15 protein-coding genes and 1 riboswitch are annotated in these 20,602 nt (G+C 74.1%); of the genes, 8 read left to right on the top strand and 7 right to left on the bottom strand.

Going from position 1 to position 20,602, the window contains the following annotated elements:
* Positions 1–211: 211 nt before the first annotated feature.
* Positions 212–1,831 carry a cellulose binding domain-containing protein gene (locus ACIP60_RS06975; protein ID WP_400680860.1) on the top strand — a complete coding sequence of 540 codons (1,620 nt, stop codon included), beginning with the start codon at positions 212–214 and terminating at the stop codon, positions 1,829–1,831.
* A 104-nt stretch (positions 1,832–1,935) separates the two neighbouring features.
* Here ACIP60_RS06975 and ACIP60_RS06970 read toward each other — a convergent pair whose 3' ends face one another.
* Positions 1,936–3,444 (bottom strand): MFS transporter, encoded by a 1,509-nt coding sequence (locus ACIP60_RS06970; RefSeq protein ID WP_400680858.1) that lies wholly within the window; start codon positions 3,442–3,444, stop codon positions 1,936–1,938.
* Positions 3,445–3,751: 307 nt separating this feature from the next.
* On the opposite strand from ACIP60_RS06970, the gene ACIP60_RS06965 reads away from it, so the two are divergent.
* Both ACIP60_RS06965 and ACIP60_RS06960 read left to right on the top strand, forming a co-directional pair.
* Positions 3,752–4,585 (top strand): TetR family transcriptional regulator, encoded by an 834-nt coding sequence (locus tag ACIP60_RS06965; protein WP_400680856.1) that lies wholly within the window; start codon positions 3,752–3,754, stop codon positions 4,583–4,585.
* A 278-nt stretch (positions 4,586–4,863) separates the two neighbouring features.
* Positions 4,864–6,168 carry a carbohydrate-binding protein gene (locus ACIP60_RS06960; RefSeq protein WP_400680854.1) on the top strand — a complete coding sequence of 435 codons (1,305 nt, stop codon included), beginning with the start codon at positions 4,864–4,866 and terminating at the stop codon, positions 6,166–6,168.
* Between the two features lie 119 nt (positions 6,169–6,287).
* Here the strand turns inward: ACIP60_RS06960 and ACIP60_RS06955 are convergent, their stop codons facing one another.
* Both ACIP60_RS06955 and ACIP60_RS06950 read right to left on the bottom strand, forming a co-directional pair.
* Positions 6,288–6,779 (bottom strand): hypothetical protein, encoded by a 492-nt coding sequence (locus ACIP60_RS06955; protein WP_111555571.1) that lies wholly within the window; start codon positions 6,777–6,779, stop codon positions 6,288–6,290.
* Between the two features lie 121 nt (positions 6,780–6,900).
* A complete protein-coding gene (locus ACIP60_RS06950; protein WP_400680851.1) occupies positions 6,901–7,416 on the bottom strand; it encodes a DinB family protein in 516 nt (171 codons plus the stop codon).
* Positions 7,417–7,789: 373 nt separating this feature from the next.
* Between ACIP60_RS06950 and ACIP60_RS06945 the strand changes: the two genes are divergently transcribed.
* Entirely contained in the window at positions 7,790–9,238 is a 1,449-nt protein-coding gene (locus ACIP60_RS06945; RefSeq protein WP_400680848.1) for a glycine hydroxymethyltransferase, read from the top strand.
* A gap of 271 nt (positions 9,239–9,509) precedes the next feature.
* Positions 9,510–9,791 carry a pyrimidine/purine nucleoside phosphorylase gene (locus ACIP60_RS06940; RefSeq protein WP_400680846.1) on the top strand — a complete coding sequence of 94 codons (282 nt, stop codon included), beginning with the start codon at positions 9,510–9,512 and terminating at the stop codon, positions 9,789–9,791.
* 120 nt (positions 9,792–9,911) lie between these two features.
* Here ACIP60_RS06940 and ACIP60_RS06935 read toward each other — a convergent pair whose 3' ends face one another.
* Positions 9,912–11,297 (bottom strand): MFS transporter, encoded by a 1,386-nt coding sequence (locus tag ACIP60_RS06935; protein WP_400680844.1) that lies wholly within the window; start codon positions 11,295–11,297, stop codon positions 9,912–9,914.
* Positions 11,298–11,783: 486 nt separating this feature from the next.
* Positions 11,784–11,951: riboswitch (cyclic di-AMP (ydaO/yuaA leader) on the top strand.
* A gap of 3 nt (positions 11,952–11,954) precedes the next feature.
* On the opposite strand from ACIP60_RS06935, the gene ACIP60_RS06930 reads away from it, so the two are divergent.
* Complete coding sequence (locus ACIP60_RS06930; protein ID WP_400680842.1) at positions 11,955–13,178, top strand: transglycosylase family protein; 1,224 nt, start codon at positions 11,955–11,957, stop codon at positions 13,176–13,178.
* A gap of 22 nt (positions 13,179–13,200) precedes the next feature.
* Here the strand turns inward: ACIP60_RS06930 and ACIP60_RS06925 are convergent, their stop codons facing one another.
* The 3 genes from ACIP60_RS06925 to ACIP60_RS06915 all read right to left on the bottom strand — a co-directional run bounded on the left by ACIP60_RS06925 (position 13,201) and on the right by ACIP60_RS06915 (position 16,651).
* Positions 13,201–14,409 (bottom strand): CapA family protein, encoded by a 1,209-nt coding sequence (locus ACIP60_RS06925; RefSeq protein WP_400680839.1) that lies wholly within the window; start codon positions 14,407–14,409, stop codon positions 13,201–13,203.
* A 168-nt stretch (positions 14,410–14,577) separates the two neighbouring features.
* The gene (locus ACIP60_RS06920; RefSeq protein ID WP_400680836.1) at positions 14,578–15,492 is read right to left on the bottom strand and encodes a diiron oxygenase; all 915 of its coding nucleotides are present in this window, start codon (positions 15,490–15,492) and stop codon (positions 14,578–14,580) included.
* A 211-nt stretch (positions 15,493–15,703) separates the two neighbouring features.
* Positions 15,704–16,651, bottom strand: a complete 948-nt coding sequence (locus tag ACIP60_RS06915) for a pseudouridine synthase (RefSeq protein WP_400680834.1) — start codon at positions 16,649–16,651, stop codon at positions 15,704–15,706.
* 136 nt (positions 16,652–16,787) lie between these two features.
* On the opposite strand from ACIP60_RS06915, the gene ACIP60_RS06910 reads away from it, so the two are divergent.
* On the top strand, positions 16,788–19,904 hold the full coding sequence (locus ACIP60_RS06910) for a SpoIIE family protein phosphatase (RefSeq protein ID WP_400680831.1): 3,117 nt from the start codon (positions 16,788–16,790) through the stop codon (positions 19,902–19,904).
* A 225-nt stretch (positions 19,905–20,129) separates the two neighbouring features.
* Positions 20,130–20,546, top strand: coding sequence for a hypothetical protein (locus ACIP60_RS06905; protein ID WP_400680829.1), 417 nt, complete (start codon positions 20,130–20,132; stop codon positions 20,544–20,546).
* Positions 20,547–20,602: the final 56 nt, after the last annotated feature.

Genomic DNA, 20,602 nt, shown 5'->3' with positions numbered 1-20,602 from the left:
CCCTTCCCCCACGTTTCGGGGGCCGCGCCCTCCGTCGCCCAAGGCCCGCCCCAGGGGCCTTGACCGCACCTGATCGAACCGTCAACTCCTTGCAAAACAGCAGGACTTCGCCTTGACGACCCGGATTGGTCTGGACCATCTTGAGTGCGCCCCGCGCACTCCGCGCCACGGCCCCCACCCGTCCCCCCACACCGTCAAGGAGGACTCGCCCATGAGGCGCGTCACCCTCTCCCTCGCCGCGGCCGCGGCCCTGGTCGCCGCCCCGCTGGGCGCCACCGCCGCCGGTGCGGCCGGCGTCTCCGGCCTGACCGCCGACTACGCCGTCAGCCAGAGCTGGTCGAACGGCTTCCAGGCCACGTACACCGTGACCAACCACACCAACGCCACCGTCAACAGCTGGTCGCTCTCCTTCGACCTGCCGACCGGCGAGAGCGTCTCCAGCCTGTGGAACGGCACCCTCAGCTCGGCCGCCACCCCCACCGGCACCCACTACACGGTGACCTCGCCGGCCTGGGCCGCCCCGCTGGCCCCCGGCGCCGCCGCCCCCGCGGTCGGCTTCGGCGTCACCACCGGCGCCGCGCAGAGCGCCCCCGCCAACTGCACGATCAACAACCAGCCGTGCGCGGGCGCGCCCGCCGACACCGTCGCGCCGTCCGTCCCCGGCGGGCCGCACTCGACCGGCACCGGGCCGGGCAGCATCACCCTCGGCTGGACGGCCGCCACCGACAACACGGCGGTGGCCGGCTACCGCGTGCGCGAGGGCTCCGCCGTGGTCGCCACCGTGACCGGCACCTCCGCCACCGTCCGCGGCCTGCTCCAGGGCAGCAGCCACACCTTCACCGTCACCGCCTTCGACGCGGCGGGCAACGAGTCGGCGGCCTCCGCGGCCGTCACCGCCACCGCGGGCACCGGCACCGCCGCCGGCACCGCCGCCCCCTACGTGGACCTCGGCGCCTACCCGACGCCGAGCCTGCCCGCGCTCTCCGCCGCCAGCGGCGTCAAGGAGTTCTCGCTGGCGTTCCTCATCAACGGCGGCCAGCCGTGCACCGCCAGCTGGTTCGGCGCCTACGACCCGGCCACCGGCTGGAACAAGGCCGACATGGACGCGATCCGCGACGCGGGCGGCGACGTCCGCCCGTCCTTCGGCGGCGCCAACGGCACCGAACTCGCCCAGTCCTGCACCACGGTGGCGGCGCTGGCCGCGCAGTACCAGAAGGTCGTCGACGTCTACGCGCTCGACCGGGTGGACTTCGACATCGAGGGCACCGCCGTCACCGACCGCGCCTCGGTCGACCGCCGCTCCGCCGCCCTCGCCCAGGTCCAGGCCGCGCAGCGGGCCAAGGGCCGCGACCTGAAGGTCAGCCTGACCCTGCCGGTGCTGCCCAGCGGCCTGACCGCGGACGGCGTCTACATCCTGCAGTCCGCCAAGAACGCGGGCCTGTCCGTCGACCTGGTCAACGTGATGGCGATGGACTTCGGCGACTGGGCCGCCCCGAGCCCGGCCGGGAAGATGGGCGCCTACGCGATCCAGTCCGCGCAGTCCACCCAGGCGCAGATCCGCTCGGTGTGGACCGGCCTGACGGACGCCCAGGCGTACGCCATGGTCGGCGTCACCCCGATGCTCGGCCAGAACGACACCGCCTCCGAGGTGTTCGGCGTCTCCGACGCCCAGCAGCTGATCGCCTTCGCCCAGCAGCACCACCTCGGCGAGCTGGCTTTCTGGGAGATGACCCGGGACGCCAACGCGTGCACCGGTTCGCTGCCCAAGTGCACCAACGTCCCGCAGGCGCCGTACCAGTTCTCGAAGCTCTTCGCGGCCTACCAGGGCTGATCCTCCGTTCCTCCTGCGACGCGGGGCCGGTGGCCCCGGAGCGATGTGCTCCGGGGCCACCGGCCCCGCCCCTCCCCCTCGCGGGGGTGTCGTGCGACGGGGCGTCAGGCGGGCTGGTGCTCGCCCTCCTTGCGGAGCGCGCCCTCCTCCTCGGCCCCGCCGTCCTCCGCGCCCTCGTGCTCGGGGCGGCCGTGCATCGGGAGCAGGAAGATCGCCGCGAAGACCGCCACCAGCAGACCGACCTCGGTCCACAGCGTGGTCTGCTCGGCGCCGGCGAAGTCCGAGGTCTTCAGGCACTCGAAGAAGACCGTGCCCAGGATGGCGCTGCCCAGGGCACCGCCGAGCTGCTGCACGGACGTCAGCGTGCCGGAGGCCGATCCGGTCTCGTGCACGTCCACCGAGGCGAGCACCATGCCGAAGAACGGGGCCATCACCAGGCCCATGCCCAGGCCGCTGACCGCCAGCGAGGGCACCATCTGCCAGGGCGTGACGCCCATGCCCTGGCTGTGCAGGGTGTACATCAGGGCCAGCACGCCGGCCAGCATCACCACCAGGCCCACGTGCATCACCCTGCGGCCGTACTTCTGCAGCGCCTGGGAGGCGACGAACGCGATCACCATGCCGACCGAGGACGGGATGCCCGTCAGGCCGGACTTGAAGGCGCTGTAGTGCAGGCCGAGCTGGGTGTACAGGCTGAACGTCAGCCAGAAGCCGGTCATCGCGGTGAAGAAGACCAGGCCGAGCACCATGCCGCCGCTGAAGCCGCGCTTGGCGAACAGGCTGGGCTCGACCAGCGGGTCGGCCCCGGCAGCCTTGCGCCGGGCCTCGTACCAGCCGAACAGGCCGAACACCGCGACGCCGACCGCCAGCAGCGCGAACGCCCACAGCGGCCAGTCGTGCTCGCGGCCCTGGACCAGCGGGTAGATGACCGTGGCCGCGCCGAGGGCGGCCAGCAGCGCGCCGACCAGGTCGAGCCGGACGGTCGGGCCCTGGCCCTGGGCGGGCAGGAAGACCCGGCCGCCGACGAAGGCGAACAGGCCGAGCGGGATGTTGATCAGGAAGATCATCCGCCAGCCGGTGCCCGCGAAGTCCGCGTCGATCAGCCAGCCGGCCAGGATCGGGCCGCCGACCGTCGACAGGCCCATCACCGGGCCGAACATGCCGAAGGCCGCGCCCTGCTCCTTGGGCGAGAAGACCTCCTTCATGATGCCCAGGCCCTGCGGCAGCATCACCGCGCCGAGCAGGCCCTGGAGCACCCGGGCGGCGACCAGCTGCCAGGGCTCCTGGGCCAGGCCGCAGGCGAGCGACCCGACGGTGAACCCGGCCGCGCCGATCATGAACATCCGGCGGCGCCCGAAGATGTCGCCGAGCCGCCCGCCGGTGATCAGGCCGATGGCCATCGCCAGCGTGTACGCCGCGCCGAGCCACTGGATGGTGGACTCGCCGCCGCCGATGTCCGCCCGGATCGCGGGGGCGGCGATGTTGGTGACCAGGGAGTCGAGCAGGTCCATCACCTCGGCGGCGAGGATGACGAACAGCGCGACCCAGCGCCACCGGTAGGGCTCGGCGGCGCCGGAGGGCGGTGCCGAGGTCGTGCCGACCGCGTCGGTCATGACAGCTCCTGTCTACTACCAGGCGCGGTGGACGGGGCCGCGCGATTGAACGGTGTTTGTGGGACGAACACTGTTCTACGAGTCGAGCGGCGTTCCCGTCAAACGGATTAACCCTGACTTCTCCCCCACCCGCACCCCTGACCCGACCCCGAGATCCGCCGCCCGCCGACCCTTCGCACCCCCCACCACCGGCTCCGAGCTGCACCGGAGGCCGGACTGGCGGCGGTCGCTCCGCCCACCCGTCGAACGGCGTTCGTCCGGAGTACGATGATCGCCGGCGGAACGTTCAGCGAAAGCAGGTGGCCCGATGCCCGCGCAGATGCCCGAGAACCCGTGGCACAAGCCCCGCAAGGCCGAGCCCCGGCAGCCGCTCAGCCGCGCGCTGATCGTGGAGACCGCGGTGCGGGTGCTGGACACCGAGGGCCTGGCCGGGGTGACGATGCGCCGGGTCGCGCAGGAGCTGGGCACCGGCCCGGCCTCACTCTACGCGCACGTCTCCAACAAGGAGGAGCTGCTCGAACTGGTGCTGGAGCGGGTGGTCTCCGAGATCCGGCTGCCGCGCCGCCCCGAGCCCGCCCGCTGGAAGGAGCAGATCACCGAGATCTGCTTCGAGGCGCAGCGGGTGCTGACCTCCCACCGGGACGTGTCGCTGGTGTCGCTGGGCAGCATCCCGCTGGGCGAGAGCCAGTTGGGCATCACCGAGTTCCTGCTCGACCTGCTGCTCCAGGTCGGCATGCCGCCCCAGGTGGCGGCCTGGGCGCTGGACGGCCTCGGCCAGCTGATCGACACCGACGCGTACGAGGCGTCGGTGTACGCGGAGCGGATCGCCCGGGGGACGGACATCGACGAGTACTTCGGGCAGTTGCACGCCTTCCTGCAGGCGCTGCCGCCCGACCGCTTCCCCAACCTCCAGGGGATGGCGGACACCATGGTGTCGGGCGACGGGGACGAGCGCTACGCCTTCAAGGTCGAGGTGTTCCTGCGCGGCCTGGAGTCCTACCTGCCGCCGGAGCCGCCCGCCGCCGGGCGCCGACCGGGTCGCGAGCGCGGCCGGGAGCGAGGGCGCGAACCGGGGCGGGCGCGGGGCCGGGAACCGGGGCGGGCGCGGGGGCGCGAGCGCGGTCGCCCGGCATCGGACTGAGGCCGCGCGGCCCGGGCCGACGGTTCGTCAACCGGCCGACCACATCTGCTTTGACCTGCGCTTTACCGCTGTTTGACCGAGACCTGACCGCGATCCGACCGCGACTCGACCGCGCCGCACCCGGCGCGGCGCCGGGGGGTTGACGGCGACCCGGCACAGGTCTATACCAGTGGCAGTCACGTCAACCTCGGCTAGGCAACCGACCGCCGACCCGGCCGCGCACCCCCACTTCCGCGCGCCCGGGCCGCTGTCCTCGCCGCCTCCTGGAGAGGTCCTCGATGGAACGCGCACTTCCCCCACACCCCCTCGCCGCCACCGCCCCGCCGCGCCGCCGCCCGCGCCGCGCCGTCGCGGTCGCCCTGTCCGTGTTCGGCCTGCTGGCCGGCGGCGTCTCCGCCGTCGCCGCCTCCGGTTCGGCGAACGCCGCGACCACGGCCGCGCTCGGCTCCAACTGGTACGCCTCCGCGCCGTACCTGATGCCGGAGGACAACAGCCCGCCGGACGCCGCCGCCGTGATGGACGCCACCGGCCAGAAGGCGTTCCAGCTCGCGTTCATCCTGGCCCAGGGCGGCAACACCTGTAGCCCGTCCTGGGGCGGGACGTCCTCGATCGACACCGACACCACGATGCCGGCCGTCATCCAGACCATCCGCAACAAGGGCGGCGACGTCTCGGTCTCGGTGGGCGGCTACGGCGGCACCAAGCTCGGCCAGACCTGCGGCACCCCGGAGGCGACCGCCGCCGCGTACCAGAAGGTCGTCACCAAGTACAACCTCAAGGCGATCGACTTCGACCTCGAGGAGCCCGAGTACGAGAACACCGCCGCCATCCACAACGAGATCGGCGCGGCCCGCATCCTGCAGCAGAACAACCCGGGGATCTACATCTCCATCACCACCGCGGGCACCAACGCGGGCACCGGCTGGTTCGGCACCCAGATGCTGCTGGAGGCGAAGTCCCAGGGCTTCACCCCGAACAACTACTCGATCATGCCGTTCGACGGCGGCTTCAACGGGGCGGCGGCGCAGACCGACGCGCTGGTGAAGTTCAACCAGATCCTGCAGAGCACCTTCGGCTGGAACGAGGCCACCGCCTACGCCCACGAGGGCGCGTCGCTGATGAACGGCCGCACCGACGCCGCCGAGTACTTCAAGCAGGCGGACTTCCAGACCGTGCTGGACTTCGCCACCACGCACAAGCTGGCCCGGTACACCTTCTGGTCGGTCAACCGCGACCGCCAGTGCTCCGGCACGGTCGACCCCGGACTGTCCGGCGCCTGCTCCAGCGTGGCGCAGAACGCCTGGGACTTCACCAAGTACACGGTGAAGTTCGCCGGCGCGACCCCGCCCACCAGCACGCCGTCCCCCTCACCGAGCACCAGCGTCAGTGCCTCGCCGAGCACCGGCACCTCGCCCGGCACCGGCACCTGCAGCCCCGCCTGGTCGGCGACCACCACCTACGTGGCCAACGACAAGGCCAGCTACAACCACCACAACTACCACGCCAAGTGGTGGACCCTGAACGAGAATCCGAGCAGCAGCGGCCAGTGGGGCGCGTGGGCCGACGACGGCCCGTGCTCCTGAGCCGCCCCGCTCCCGCCCCCTGAACGACGGACGGGCCGCCCGGTCCACGAGCCCCAGGCTCGGGACCGGGCGGCCCGTCCGCTTCACCGCGTCCGCACCCGCGGTGCGGTGGCGGTGGGTCAGACCTCGGCGCGACCGCGGAACTCGTCCGCGACGGCCCGGGTCGAGGGCAGGTCGGCGAGCGGCTCGCCGACCACCCGGGAGGCCAGCTCGGACGCCAACGTGATGACGTCCTCGCGCAGTTCGGCCTCGGCCAGCACCTTGTCGGCGGCCAGCTGCACCTGCGCCTCGGCCACCAGTTGCTCGCGCTGCTGCTGGGCCTCCGCCCGCAGGGCCGCGACCAGCGCCGCGCCCTCCTCGGCGGCGGCCTGCCGGATCGCGGCGGCCTCGTGGCGGGCGGCGGCGAGTTCGGCCTGGAACTCCCGGCGGATGCGTTCCGCCTCGGCCCTGGCCTCCTCCGCACGGGCGATGCCGCCGTCGGTCCTGTCGTGACGCTCGGCGAGGGTGCGTTCGATCCGGGGCAGCAGCACCTTGCCGAGCGCCCAGAAGAGGGCGGAGAAAACGATCAGTCCGAGGATCAGCTCGGGCACATTCGGTTCGAGAGGTCCCATACTCAGTATGCTATCCGCTCATCCGACGAACCAACCGGCCGGGTCCCCCTCAGCGCCCTTGCCGCGCAAGGAACTTCGTCCTTGCACCGGTCGCCCGGCCGAATGCCGAGCCGACTCCCCGTCAGCCGCCGGTGACGCCGTCGGTGTGCTCGCGCAGCAGGTCGGCGTGCCCGTTGTGGCGGGCGTACTCGGTGATGACGTGCAGGTACGTCGTCCGCAGGGACTGCTCCTCCCCGTACGCGGCCAGCACCGCGTCCAGCGGGGCACCGGCCACCGCGAGGTCGGAGAGGCGCTGTTCCTCCAGCAGCGCCAGGTACTCCTGCTCGGCCCGCTCCGGCTCCAGCAGGTCGAAGTCGGCGTCCTTGTGGCCCTCCACGGCGTGCAGCGGCGGGACGTCCTGCCCGGCGAAGCGGATCCGGAACCACGTCCGCTCCACCTTGGCCAGGTGGCGCATCAGCCCGAGCAACGAGAGCGAGCTCTCGGGCAGCGGGCGCAGCGCGAGCTGCTCGCCGGCCAGGCCGGCGCACTTGTGCAGGAAGGTGGCCCGGTGCCAGGCGAGGTAGCCGGGCAGCAGCTCGGTCTCGGGGGCGGTGAGCGAGCCGCCGGTGCGGGCGGTGGTGGGGACGGTCCATGTCATGCGCCCGATCATGCCCAGGTCCGACCGGGCCGCACCAGGGAATTTCGCCCAGGGCAGGGAGCGGGACCTGAGCCGGCTCCCGGGCCGGAGCGTGAACCGGGGCCGGAACGTGAGCCGGGACCGGGGCGTGAGCCGGGACCGGGGCGTGAGCCGGGACCGGAGCCGGGGCCGGGGCGGGTGTTCGAACCGTGTCTGCGGGATTCGGCCCGGGCCCGGCGCGGTGGTTGGTACGATCGCGGTGAGCCGTGACTGGCGCGCTGGGATGGAACTCACCATCGGGGAGCGGCTCCGTGCGGTGCCCTCGGGCGCCGTGTGCTGTAGCCGTGCGCCTGGGCCGTCCGAATCGTCGCCGTTCCGTACGAGGAGACCGCCCGTGGTCGAGCCCCTGCCCGCGCACACCTTCGGCAGCCCCGCCGCCGACACCGCCTTCCGCAGCGCCCTGGACGTGGTGCGCGCCGTCGAGCCCCGGATCGCCGCGGCGATCTCCGGGGAGCTGGTGGACCAGCGCGCTTCGCTGAAGCTGATCGCCAGTGAGAACTACGCCTCGCCCGCGGTGCTGCTGGCGATGGGCAACTGGCTGAGCGACAAGTACGCGGAGGGCACGCCGGGCCGCCGCTTCTACGCGGGCTGCCGCAACGTGGACACCGTGGAGGAGCTGGCCGCCGAGCACGCCCGCGAGCTGTTCGGCGCGGAGCACGCGTACGTGCAGCCGCACTCCGGGATCGACGCCAACCTGGTGGCGTTCTGGGCGGTGCTGTCGCAGCGGGTGGAGAGCCCGGCGCTGCGGCGCGCCCAGGTCCGCAACGTCAACGACCTGAGCGAGCAGGACTGGGCCGAGCTCCGCCGCGAGCTGGGCAACCAGCGGATGCTGGGCATGTCGCTGGACGCGGGCGGGCACCTCACGCACGGCTTCCGACCGAACATCTCGGGCAAGATGTTCGAGCAGCGCAGCTACGGGACGGACCCGACGACCGGACTGGTCGACTACGACGAAGTCCGGCGGATCGCCCTGGAGTTCAGGCCGCTGATCCTGGTGGCCGGGTACTCGGCGTACCCGCGGCTGGTGGACTTCCGCCGGATGCGGGAGATCGCGGACGAGGTGGGCGCGACCCTGATGGTCGACATGGCGCACTTCGCCGGCCTGGTCGCGGGCAAGGTGCTGACGGGGGACTTCGATCCGGTCGCGCACGCGCAGATCGTCACCACCACCACGCACAAGTCGCTGCGCGGCCCGCGCGGCGGCATGGTGCTGTGCACCTCGGAGCTGGCGGAGCACGTCGACCGGGGCTGCCCGCTGGTGCTCGGCGGCCCGCTGTCGCACGTGATGGCGGCGAAGGCGGTGGCGTTCGCGGAGGCGCGCCGCCCCGAGTTCCAGGTGTACGCCCGGCAGGTGGTGGACAACGCCCGGGCGCTCGCCGAGGGACTGCTCAAGCGCGGCGCCCGGCTGGTGACCGGCGGCACCGACAACCACCTGGTGCTGGCGGACGTCTCCTCCTACGGTCTGACGGGACGCCAGGCGGAGGCGGCGCTGCTGGACTCCGGCATCGTCACCAACCGCAACGCCGTCCCGCAGGACCCGAACGGCGCCTGGTACACCTCCGGCATCCGGCTCGGCACGCCCGCGCTGACCACCCGCGGGCTGGACGCGGCGGAGCTGGACGAGGTCGCCGAGCTGATCCACACCGTGCTGACGGCCGCCGCGCCGGTCGGCTCCTCGAAGGCGCAGTACGCGCTGGACGAGGCCGTCCGCGACTCCGTCGCCAAGCGCGCGGTCGACCTGCTCGCCGACCACCCGCTCTACCCGGGCATCACGCTCGGCTGATCCTCCCCTCCCGGCGTCCCCGTCCGGACGCCTCCCGGCCCGGCCCGCCGCCACCCCGGCGGGCCGGGCCGCCGAACTCGCCGCGCCGCGCGCCGCGTTCCGACCTGCGGCGGAGACGGGCCCGACGGCGGCGGGGGCCACCGTCGGCCGGTGACCAACCAGCGGACGCTCCCGGCAACCGAGCTGCTCGCGCCGATAGGCTCGCCCCCGCCGCGGCCGGGCGCGCGACGCGCCGGCCGCCGTTCCGCACCCCTTCCGCAGGAGAACGCGCATGCTCAAGGTCAACGAATACTTCGACGGCACGGTCAAGTCGGTCGCCTTCACCTCGGCCGACGGCCCGGCGACCGTCGGCGTGATGGCCCCCGGCGAGTACGAGTTCGGCACCGCCGCCCCGGAGGTCATGCACGTGGTCAGCGGCGCCCTGACCGTGAAGCTCCCCGGCTCCGACGACTGGCGGACCTTCTCCGCCGGTGAGCACTTCTCCGTTCCGGGTGACAGCAAGTTCCACCTCCAGGTCTCGATCGACACGGCCTACCTCTGCGAATACCGCTGATCCCCTCCCGCTGACCACCGCCACACAGCCACCGCCGCAGCCGCCGGTCCGGTCGCCCCGGCCGCGACCGGGCTGGGCGCGGCGCGCTGTGGTGGGCCGGTGGTCAGCCGTGGGTCACGCTCACAGCGCCGCCTCCGCTTCCGGAACGGGCTCCCGGCGCCCGGCGGCTCCCGCCACCGTCCCCGCCGCCGTCCGGACCCCGGGCGCGGGCTCCGGCTCAGGTCCAAGTCCGGCCGCCGGCTCGGGCTCCGGCTCGGGAGGCCGGCTCGCCGGCAGGTGACGGACCGCGGGGAGCGCGAGCAGGACGAACGCGACCGGGACGGCGAGGGCGGTCATCCCGAACAGCGTGGGACGCACGCCGAGGCTCTCGGAGAGCGGACCGGCCAGCACCAGCCCGAGCGGCATCAGGGCGACGGCGATCAGGTGGTCGTAGGAGCTGACCCGGGAGAGCACCCGCTCCGGTATGTGCACCTGGAGCGAGGTCTCCCAGAGCACGAAGAACAGGGACACGCCCACGCCCGTGACCGCCTTCAGGGCGGCGATCACCCAGACCGGCGCACCGGAGCCGATGATCGCGGCCTGGCAGGAGGCGACCGCCATCGCCACCGCCGCGACGGCCATCGGGCGGGCCGGTTTCCACCGGTAGGAGCACACGTCCCCCACGATCGAGCCGAGGCCGAAGGCGATCACCACCACCGTCCAGGCGTTGGCGCCGCCCCACTCGCGCTTCGCCAGCACCGGCCCGAGCACGAACACCGAGGGCAGCACCACGACGTGGTAGACCGCCATGGCGAGCATGCTCGACCACACCCACGTCCGGCTGCGCACCTGCTGCCAGCCGATCCGCAGCTCGGCCAGGAACCCGGGCCGCTCGCCCCGCTCGGCCCCGCCGTCGACGCCGCCCGCCGCGACCGCACCGTCGACCGCGCCCAGCCGGGCCAGCACCGCGGCACTGACCGCGAAACTCGCGGCGTCCATCGCCAGCGCACCCCCCGGGCCGACCGCCGCGATCAGCAGACCGGCCAGCGCCGGGCCGACCACCAGGCCCGTCGACTGGACGAACCCGCTCAGCGCGTTCGCCTCGCGCAGCCGATCGGCGGGGACCAGCAGGGGCAGCAACCCGGTGGAGGCGGGGAGGAAGAAGGCGTCCGCGACCCCGAACAGCGCCATCAGCAGCGCCAGCAGCCCGACCCGGGCGGTGCCGGTGAGCAGCAGCACCGCGACGGCCGCCTGGACGGCGCACCGCAGCAGGTCGGAGGCCAGCATGATCCGCCGTCTCGGTATCCGATCCGCCCAGACGCCCCCGACCAGGGCGAACACCAGCAGCGGGAGCAGCCCGGCGGCCGTCACCAGCCCCACGTCGACGGCCGAGCCGCCGATCGACAGCACGGCGAAGGGCAGCGCCACGAACGACACCCGGTCTCCCAGGGTCGACAGCGACTGGCCGACGAACAGCCTGGCGAACTGGCGCTCGGTGCGGAGCACTTCAGGAATCAGGGCGCCCACGGAACCTCCCCAACGGACTCGACGGACCTGACGGACCTGTCGGACCCGACGAACTCGACGGACCCGGCGACGCGCCCACCGGAACAGCGAGCAGGGCGATCGTAGGAAGCCCGCCGACCCCCTGTCGCATCATTTATCCGCAACGCGCCGAATGCCCCGTTTACACCCAACTCGGCTACCCTCAAAGGCAGTTGGCGGGCGAGAGCCGCCGACACCACCCCGGCGGAGCACCGGCCTTCCCCGCTCCCTCCCACCCCAATCCCACCGATCGGCCAGACTTCTCCCACCGATCCGCCGACCCTCCCCTCGTCCTCCCGCCCGATCTCCCGTCAACAGGTCGTCCACACACCACGCAGGACCCGACGTGACGAGGGCGTGATCCGAGCGCGACGCGCTTGTGATTGCCACGTTCGAGTGAATAGGCTCGCCCCGGCTCGCACCGCCGGGCCCCCGCACGCGACAACGCCGAGCCCTGTCCACCGCGCTGCGGGTCGACCACCAAGACCCTTGGGCAGGGACGGGGGAACCACGATTGTTGCCGTCCCCCACGGCTAGGGGTGAAGCCGTCCGCACCGGGTGACCGGGGCGCGACGGCCGGGCCTCCCTCCCGGCCCGAACCCGACAGCTCACCCCGTAGGCGTGCGGAGAGGATCTCGCATGCTCTTCACGGGTTCGGGACGCCACCGTCGGCAGGGTCCGGCGGAGAAGGCGGCCGAGCGGGCGATCGCGGCGGCCGGCGTGGCCGGTGTCGGCATCGCCCTGCCGCTGCTCGCCGTCACCGGCGCACACGCCGCCCCCAGCGCGGTCTGGGACCGGGTCGCCGACTGCGAGAGCGGAGGGAACTGGAGTTCCGACGCGGGCAACGGCATCTACGGCGGCCTGGGGATCACCGCCCAGCGCTGGAACGACTACGGCGGCACCCAGTACTCGGCGCTGCCGAACGGGGCCACCCGCAGCCAGCAGATCGCCGTCGCCGAACGCATCCTGGCCACCGAGGGCCCCTCGCCCTGGTCGGCGTGTGCGGACGACGCGGGCCTGAACACCGCCAGCGCGCCGGGCGTGGTCGACGACAACGACTCGGCGGACGAGACGGGTTCGCTGCGCGGCGCACGCGGCGTCGCGGCGGTCAACTCCGCCCCGGACGGCAGCACCGTCCCGGACGGGAAGAGCACGCCGGTGTTCTCCGGCCTGCCCGGCTACGACCCGGTCTCGCACGTGTACTGGTACGAGAAGAACGGCGCCTGGTTCTGGACCAGCCACCAGAGCCTGTACGAGCGCTACATGCAGCTGACGCACCCCCAGCCGCACCCGAGCGCGCCGACCACGACCACCCCGGACCCGACCGTCCCCACCCCGAACGCCCCGGACGCCTCGGCCACCCCGACCGTCCCGCCGGTCCCCCCCACCGACCCGGCCGCTCCCGGCGACCCCACCGACCCGACCGCCTCGCCCAGCCCGAACACGCCCACCGACGGCAGCACCGGCACCAACAACGGGAACGGGGGCGGCCTGCTGCCCACCCTCCCGGTCACCCCGTCGCCCGGCCCGTCCACCGGCACCGGCACCGGCACCGGCAGCACCCCGGACGCGTCGCCCGGCGGCGGCACCACCACCGCCCCGGGCGCGGGCAGCGGCACGGCCGCACCCACGGACGCGTCCACCACCCCGGCGGCCCCGACCACCCCGGCGGCCCCGGCTCCGGCAGCGTCCCCGGCCCCGTCCGCGCAGCCGTACACCGTAGGCCCCGGCGACACGCTGGCCTCGATCGCCCGCAGCAACGCCGTGGGCGGCGGCTGGTCCGAGCTCTACAAGTCGAACCAGCAGCTGATCGGCGAGAACCCGGACCTGATCCGGCCCGGCCAGGTGCTGGACCTGGGCTGACGGATGCCCGGACCGGCCGCCGTCACTTCGGGACGGCGGCCAGTCCGGTGCAGCCGCGCAGGCCGTCGCGGCGCTGCTGGGCGGCCTTCGCGGCGCTGCCGTTCTGCGGGACGGGCACGCCGCGGCCGTCGATGCGGGCGGGGGTGAAGGTCTCGCCGGTGACGCGGCCGTCGGCGGTGACGGTGATCGTGGTGACGCCGGTCTCGTCGGAGGCGGTGTAGTTCGAGGTGCCGTACCAGAGGAAGTTGCCGAAGCCGTACGCCACGTAGGTGTTCCCGAGCATGCCCGCGCCGAGCATGGTGTGGGCGTGGGTGCCGACCACGGCGGTCGCTCCGGCGTCGGCGAGTTTCTTGGCCAGCGAGGTCTGCGCACGGGTCGGGCAGGCCACGCCCTCGTCGCCCCAGTGCAGGTAGACCAGGACCACGGGCGCCTGCGCCTTCGCCCCGGCCACGGCCCGCAGCAGCGCGGTCTCGTCGAGGGCGGACGCGATGCCGGGCTTGTGCGCGCCGGCCCGCCACTTCTGGTTGGTGATCTCGTCGACCTGACTGGCCGCCAGGACGGCGACCCGCACGCCGCGCACGGTGGTCAGGTACGGGGCGTACGCCTCCTCGGCGTCCTTGCCGATGCCGATCACGGGCACCGGGGAGGCGGCCTTGGCGGCGAGGGTGTCGGCGAGGCCGTCGGGGCCGAAGTCGACGGCGTGGTTGTTGGCCTGGGAGACCACGTCGACGCCCGCGTCCTTGAGCGCGCCGAGCGCCTTGGGCGTGGTGCGGAAGGTGTAGGTCTTGGGTTCGGCCTTGCCGCGGCCGGTGATCGCGGTCTCCAGGTTGAGCACCGCCAGGTCGGCGGCGGAGAGCGTGCCGGAGATCGGGCCGAGCGCGGTGTCGGCCTTGGCGGCGCCGAGCCGGGCGGCGGTCCGCCCTTCGAAGTGGACGTCCCCGGCGAACGCCACCGTGATGCCGCTCCCCGCCCCGGCCCCCTGGCCGGGGCCCGGGCTCGCGCCGGAGGCCGTCGCGGCGGGGTCCTGCGGAGCCCCGCTCCCCGCCCCGGCGGGCGCCGAACCGGTCGGCGCGGCCGGTCCGGTGGCGGCGGCGGACGCCGAACCGCCCCCGGCGGTGGGGGCGGCCCGGTCCCCGGCGGGCGACGGCCCGCCGCATCCGGCGAGGGCGCCCAGCAGCAGGACGGCGGTGGCGGTGGTGGCGGCGGCTGTGCCACCCGTGGTGCGACGCATGAACGGACCCCCCGGCAGTTCGGTGACGACGCACTGTATCCGCGCCACTCGAACACCGGAAGACCGCAACGGCACCGCACGGTCACCGCTTCCGTCGGCCGCCCCCCGCTCCGGTCGAGTCGGATGGTCGGACGAGCGGATCGGCGGGCGGTCGGTCCGGCCGTCGGCTCAGGCCAGCACGCCGGCGGCGCGCAGCAGCCAGCGGTTGGTCCGGCCGACCAGTCCGGCCCGGTCCAGCACGGAGACCACCTTCTGCGCCATCTCGACCTTGGTGGCCCGCCAGTGCGGATTGGCGCGGGCGACGGCCCGGCCGGTCTTCGGGTCGACGCCGACCGCGGCGTACAGCCGGGGGTGGATCAGCGCGGTGGTGGCGTAGTAGACGATCAGTCCGATGAACAGCTGCTCGTACCGGCGGCGGACCGGGCCGAGGCGCTTGCGGACCAGTTCCTCGCGGGCGTAGCTGATGTGCCGGGCCTCCTCGATGACGTGGATCCGGGAGACCTGGCGGGTGAGCGGCTGGAGGGTGTCGTCGTTCATCACCTCGCGCTGGAAGGCGTCCAGGATCTCCTCGACGTACATGGTGCCGCCGAAGGTCTGGCTGTGGGTGGAGATCGCCTTGAACAGCCGGCCCAGGTTGTGCGCGACGAATCCGGCGCCGTACGCGGGGACGCCCATCTTGGCGATCATGCGGGCGAACATGATCGAGTGCCGGCACTCGTCGGCGATCTCGGTGAGCGCGTACTGGACGTGGTTGCTGGTGGGGTCCCGGTCGAAGGCGTGGCGCAGCAGCATCTGCATGAGGATCTCCTCGAACCAGATGCCGACGCTGGCGATGGAGGCGACCTCGTGCTTGGAGAGCTCGATCCGCTCCTCGTCGGTCATCCGCTCCCACAGGTCGGTGCCGTAGAGGGAGAGGTGGCGGGGCGGGCAGTAGTAGGCACCGGGGACGGGGTCGGCGTCCCAGTCGACGTCCTTGAGCGGGTTGAACGAGAGCTTCGCGGAGGAGGCGAGCAGGCGTTCGGCGGTGCGCTCCCGGTCGGGCGCGGTGCGGGTGGGCTGGGTGGAGGCGGGCTGGGGCGGCATGCCGGCTCCTTCTCGGTGAGGGCGTGGAGGGTGGAGTGGTGGCACTGCCGCGAAGGTAGAAGTTATTAGACTTCCCGTCAATACACTGCGCGCGAAGAGCCCCGAAGAGCCATCGACCTGACGACCCCACCACCCGATGACCCCACGACCTGACGACCTGACGACCCGGAGAGCCGTGCGCCGACCCGACCGCCCCGACCCGCGCCGGGTCCTACCAGCCCGTCGGGTCCTGCCAGGCCGCCAGCACCCGCCCGCTGACGAAGCGCCGCCGCTCCCCGCCGACCGGGTCGGTGAACTCCAGCGAGCGCGCGAGCAGCTGGAGCGGGCGCCGGTAGTCCTCCGGCGCGCCCCCGTCCAGCACCTCCGGGTAGAGCGGGTCGCCCAGGATCGGCAGCCCGAGCCCGTTCATGTGCACCCGCAGCTGGTGGGTGCGCCCGGTGCGCGGGGCGAGCCGGTAGCGGCCCAGGCCGCCGCGCGCCTCGGCCAGCTCGATCCGGCTCTCCGCGTTGGGCTCGCCGGGCTCCTCGTAGGCGTCGAGCCGCCCGCGGTCCTTGCGGAGCCGGTTGCGCACCACGGTCGGCGGCAGGGCCGCCGCGCCCTCCTCGTGGCGGGCGACGGCCTCGTACTCCTTGACCGCCTCGCGCCGTTCGAACAGGCTCTGGTAGGCGCCGCGCAGCGCGGGGTCGGCGACGAACAGCACCACGCCGGCGGTGAGCCGGTCCAGGCGGTGGGCGGGGCTGAGCCGGGGCAGGTCGAGGTCGCGGCGCAGCCGGGCGAGGGCGGTCTCGGTGGCGTGGCTGCCGCGCGGGGTGGTGGCGAGGAAGTGCGGCTTGTCGGCGACCACGATCCGTTCGTCGCGGTACAGGACCTCGACCGGGAAGGGCAGCACGGGTTCGGGCGGTCCGGGTTCGCGGTGGAACCAGACGTGGCCGCCGGGCCGGTAGGGCGTGTCGGCGGTGACCGGCCCGTCCTGGCCGGCGAACTCGCCGGCCGCGAGCATGGCGGCGATCCGCCCGTCCCCGGCGGCGCCGCCGTAGCGCTCCTCCAGGTAGGCCCGGACGGTCGGCCAGGCGCCCTCGACCGGCAGTCTGACGTGGACCGGGTCGATGCCGTCGCGCTGCGGCAGCGGGCTGAGGGGGGCGGGCTTCCTACGCACCACCGTGCGCCGCCCCGGGGTCCGTCCGGCGGGTCTCCATCCGGCCCACCCTAGCGGCAGGTCACCCGTCTGGGCGCGGGCGGCCCGCCGTGCGACGATGGCAGGGCGGTACCCCCGACCCCGAACGGTAGGTGGCCGGATGGACGCCGAGAACCACATGGACACCGGGCAGCAGGGCACGATTTCCCGGACCCGCCCCGCCTCCCCGCTCACGGCGGGCGGTGCGCCGGTACCGGACGGCCTGCTGGCGATCCCGGTGGCCACGGCGCTGATCGCGGCGAACGGCCGGATCCTGCACTGGAGCCCGGACGCGGAGGCGCTGCTCGGGTACCCGGCGGACCAGGCGGTGGGGCGGTTCGCGGCGGACATCCTGGTGGCCCCGGAGCGGCGTACGGAGGTGCTGGGGCTGTTCGCCCGGATCCTGGAGGGCCGCCCCTGGTCGGGGGTGTTCCCGGTGCGGCACCGGGACGGGCACCTGGTGGGGCTGGACTTCCGGACCTACCCGGTGCTCGACCGGGAGGGCTCGCCGATGGTGCTGGCGGTGGCCTCGGACGTCAGCGAGGTGCGCCGGCTGGCGGCGGACCTGGCGGTGCTGGACGGGTTCTTCACCCAGTCGCCGGTCGGCATGGCGGTGTACGACACCGAGCTGCGCTTCGTCCGCCTGAACGAGGCGCTGGCCCGGATCAACGGGCTGCCGGTGGACCGGCACCTGGGGCGGCGGCTGAGCGAGCTGCTGCCGGGGATCGACGGCCGGGCGGCGGAGGCGACGATGCGCCGGGTGCTGGCCGACGGCCGGCCGGTGGTGGACGCCCGCACGCACGGCTGGACGGCGGCCGATCCGGGCCGCGAGCACGCCTGGTCGGTGTCGAGCTTCCGGCTGGAGCAGCCGGACGGCACGGTGCTGGGAGTGAGCACCACGGTCGTGGACATCACCGACCGCTTCCAGGCGGAGAGCGCCGCCGAGGCCGCCCAGCAGCGGCTGGCGCTGCTGAACGAGGCGTCCACCCGGATCGGCACCACGCTGGACCTGGCCACCACGGCCCGGGAGCTGGCCGAGACGGCCGCGCCGAGCCTGGCGGACACCGTGGTGGTGGAGGTGCTGGACGGCCTGGTGCGGGGCGAGCCGGCCGCGCTGCCGGACCGGGTGGACCGGTCCGCGGTGCTGCGCCGGCTGGCGTTCCACACCGTCGCGGGCAGCGGGATGTCGCCGATCGCCCCGGTCGGCACCGTGCAGCGGCTGCACCCGAGCACGCCGTACGCGTGGGCGCTGGCGCACGGCCGACCGGTGCTGGTGCCGCGGACGGACGGGGCCGCGATGAGTTGGTTCACGGACGACCCGGTGCGCGGCGGGGCGATCCGGGCGCAGGGGGTGCGCTCGCTGATGGTGGTGCCGCTGATCGCCCGGGGGGCGGCGATCGGCACCGCGACGTTCTTCCGGTCCCGGACGGCGACCCCGTACGGGCAGGCGGACCTGGCGCTGGCCAGCGAGCTGGCGGCCCGGGCGGCGGTGTCGATCGACAACGCGCTGCTGTACACCCGGGAGCGGAACGCGGCCGAGCAGCGGCAGCGGGCGCTGGAGGTCGCGGAGAGCGCCCAGCAGCGGCTGGCGCTGCTGAACGAGGCGTCCACCCGGATCGGCACCACGCTGGACCTGACGATCACCGCGCAGGAGCTGGTGGACGTGGTGATCCCGCGGTTCGCGGACTTCGTGACGGTGGACATCCGCGAGGCGGTGCTGACCGGCGAGGACCCGGAGCCGGTGCCGGAGTCCGGTTCGGTGCCGCTGCGGGCGGTCGCGGTGGGTGAGCGGGAGGACGGCTCGCCGCTGACGGGGGCGGCCGACCAGATCGGGGAGACCACGCACTCGGCCAAGCTGTACGCGCAGGCGATGCGCACCGGCCGGTCGGTGCTGGTGCCGCGTGTGGACGAGCCGGAGCTGCGCCGGATCGTCACGCACCCGGACCGGGTCCAGCCGGGTCTGGACGCCGGGATCCACTCGTACCTGATGGTGCCGCTGCTGGCCCGCGGCCAGGTGCTGGGCGGGGTGGAGTTCGTCCGGCTGGCCAATCCGGAGCCGTTCACCCCGGCGGACCGGGCGCTGGGCGAGGAACTGGCGGCGCGGGCGGCGGTGTGCATCGACAACGCCCGGCTGTACCGGCGCGAGCGGGACACCGCGCTGACCCTGCAGCGCAGCCTGCTGCCGCAGGACGTGCACCGCACGCCGGGGCTGGAGATAGCGCACCGCTACCTGCCCTCGACGGTGGGCGACGAGATCGGCGGCGACTGGTTCGACGTGGTGCCACTGACCGGCGGCCGGGTGGCGCTGATCGTCGGCGACGTGATGGGGCACGGCATCCGGGCGGCCGCCACGATGGGGCAGCTGCGGACGGTGGCGCGGACGCTGGTGACGCTGGACCTCGATCCGGCGCGGGTGCTGCGGCGGCTGGACGAGGCGACCGCGCAGCTCGGCGAGGGCCAGTTCGCCACCTGCGTGTGCGCGGTGTTCGACCCGGTGGACGAGGAGTGCGTCCTGGCCTCGGCGGGTCACCTGCCGCCGGTGGTCTCGGAGCACGACGGCGAGGCCCGGCTGGTGACGCCGCCGCCGGGCGCGCCGCTGGGCGTGGGCGGGGTGCCGTTCGAGTCGGTGCGCTTCCCGCTGCGCGAGGACGGGCTGCTGGTGCTGTACACGGACGGGCTGGTGGAGCGGCGCGGGCAGGACCTGGACGAGGGCCTGGAGCTGCTGCGCGAGACGGTGACGCACCGGCAGCCGACCCTGGAGCGCGGCTGCGACGCGGTGCTGGGGGCGCTCGGGGCGACGATGGGGCAGGACGACGTGGCGGTGATCATGGCGCACGCCGGGCCGGTCGGCGCGGACCGGCTGGCGACCCTGCCGCTGTCCGGCGATCCGGCGCTGCTGCGGCACGCCCGGGAGTTCACCCGGCGGACGCTGACCGGCTGGGGGCTGGCCTCGCTGGTGGAACCGGTGGTGCTGCTGACCGGGGAGCTGCTGGCCAACGCGCTGCTGCACGCGGGTTCGCCGCTGCAGCTGCGGGTGTTCCGGGGCGCGCTGCTGACGGTGGAGGTCGCGGACGCGGACAGCCGGGAGCCGCGGCTGCGGCCGGTGGGCGAGCACGACGAGGGCGGGCGGGGCATGCTGCTGATCAACGAGTTGGCGCACCGCTGGGGCAGCCGGGCCACCCGGGACGGCAAGGTGGTCTGGTTCGAGATGGAGCTGCCGGTCCGATCGTCATACTGATTCGGCCTCAACTTCCCTGGTGCGCATGCGTGTCAACCCCGCGCACCGGCCGGTACGGCATCCGGCGGTACGGGTCTCACCCGTCACGGCGGTGCGCTTGCCCCGGCCGGGTGACCGCTCGGCCCGCGGTGTACGGCGCGGGCCCGCGGATGCCGATGATCGTCGCGTCCGGCCCCCGAAACCGCGCGACGCCCCGGCGTTCAGCGCCGAACCTGGAGAAACCCGATGCGTTCCAGCCTCGCCAAGGTCACCACCGCCGCCTTCCTCACCGGGCTCGCCCTGCTCGGCGGAGCGGGCACCGCCTCCGCGCACGCGCACCACCATCACCACCAGGACGCCCACCCGCACGGGGCGCTGGCCGTCGGCGGCGACGCCGCGGCCCGGGGCGGCGACGCGGGCGCGGTCGGCGGCGACGCCTGGGCCGAGGACGGTGACGCGCTGGCCGTCGGCGGCGACGCGGGCGCGCTGGGCGGCAGCGCCGGTGCCGTCGGCGGGGACGCCTGGGCCGAGGGCGGCGACGCGGGCGCGGTCGGCGGGGACGCCGAGGCGCTGTGCGGCTCCGCGCTGGCCGTCGGCGGCGACGCGCTGGCGCAGGGCGGCGACGCCCTCGCGGTGGGCGGGGACGCGTTCTCCTCGAACTGACGCCCCGGCAGTGCCCCTCGCGGCCGGGCGGTGTCCTCGCGGACCCGCCCGGCCGC

This window comes from Kitasatospora sp. NPDC088783 (assembly GCF_044750705.1).
GTDB lineage: Bacteria > Actinomycetota > Actinomycetes > Streptomycetales > Streptomycetaceae > Kitasatospora > Kitasatospora fiedleri.
Note: the sequence above shows the minus strand (reverse complement) of the source record. Positions and strands in the feature narration are given on the sequence as shown.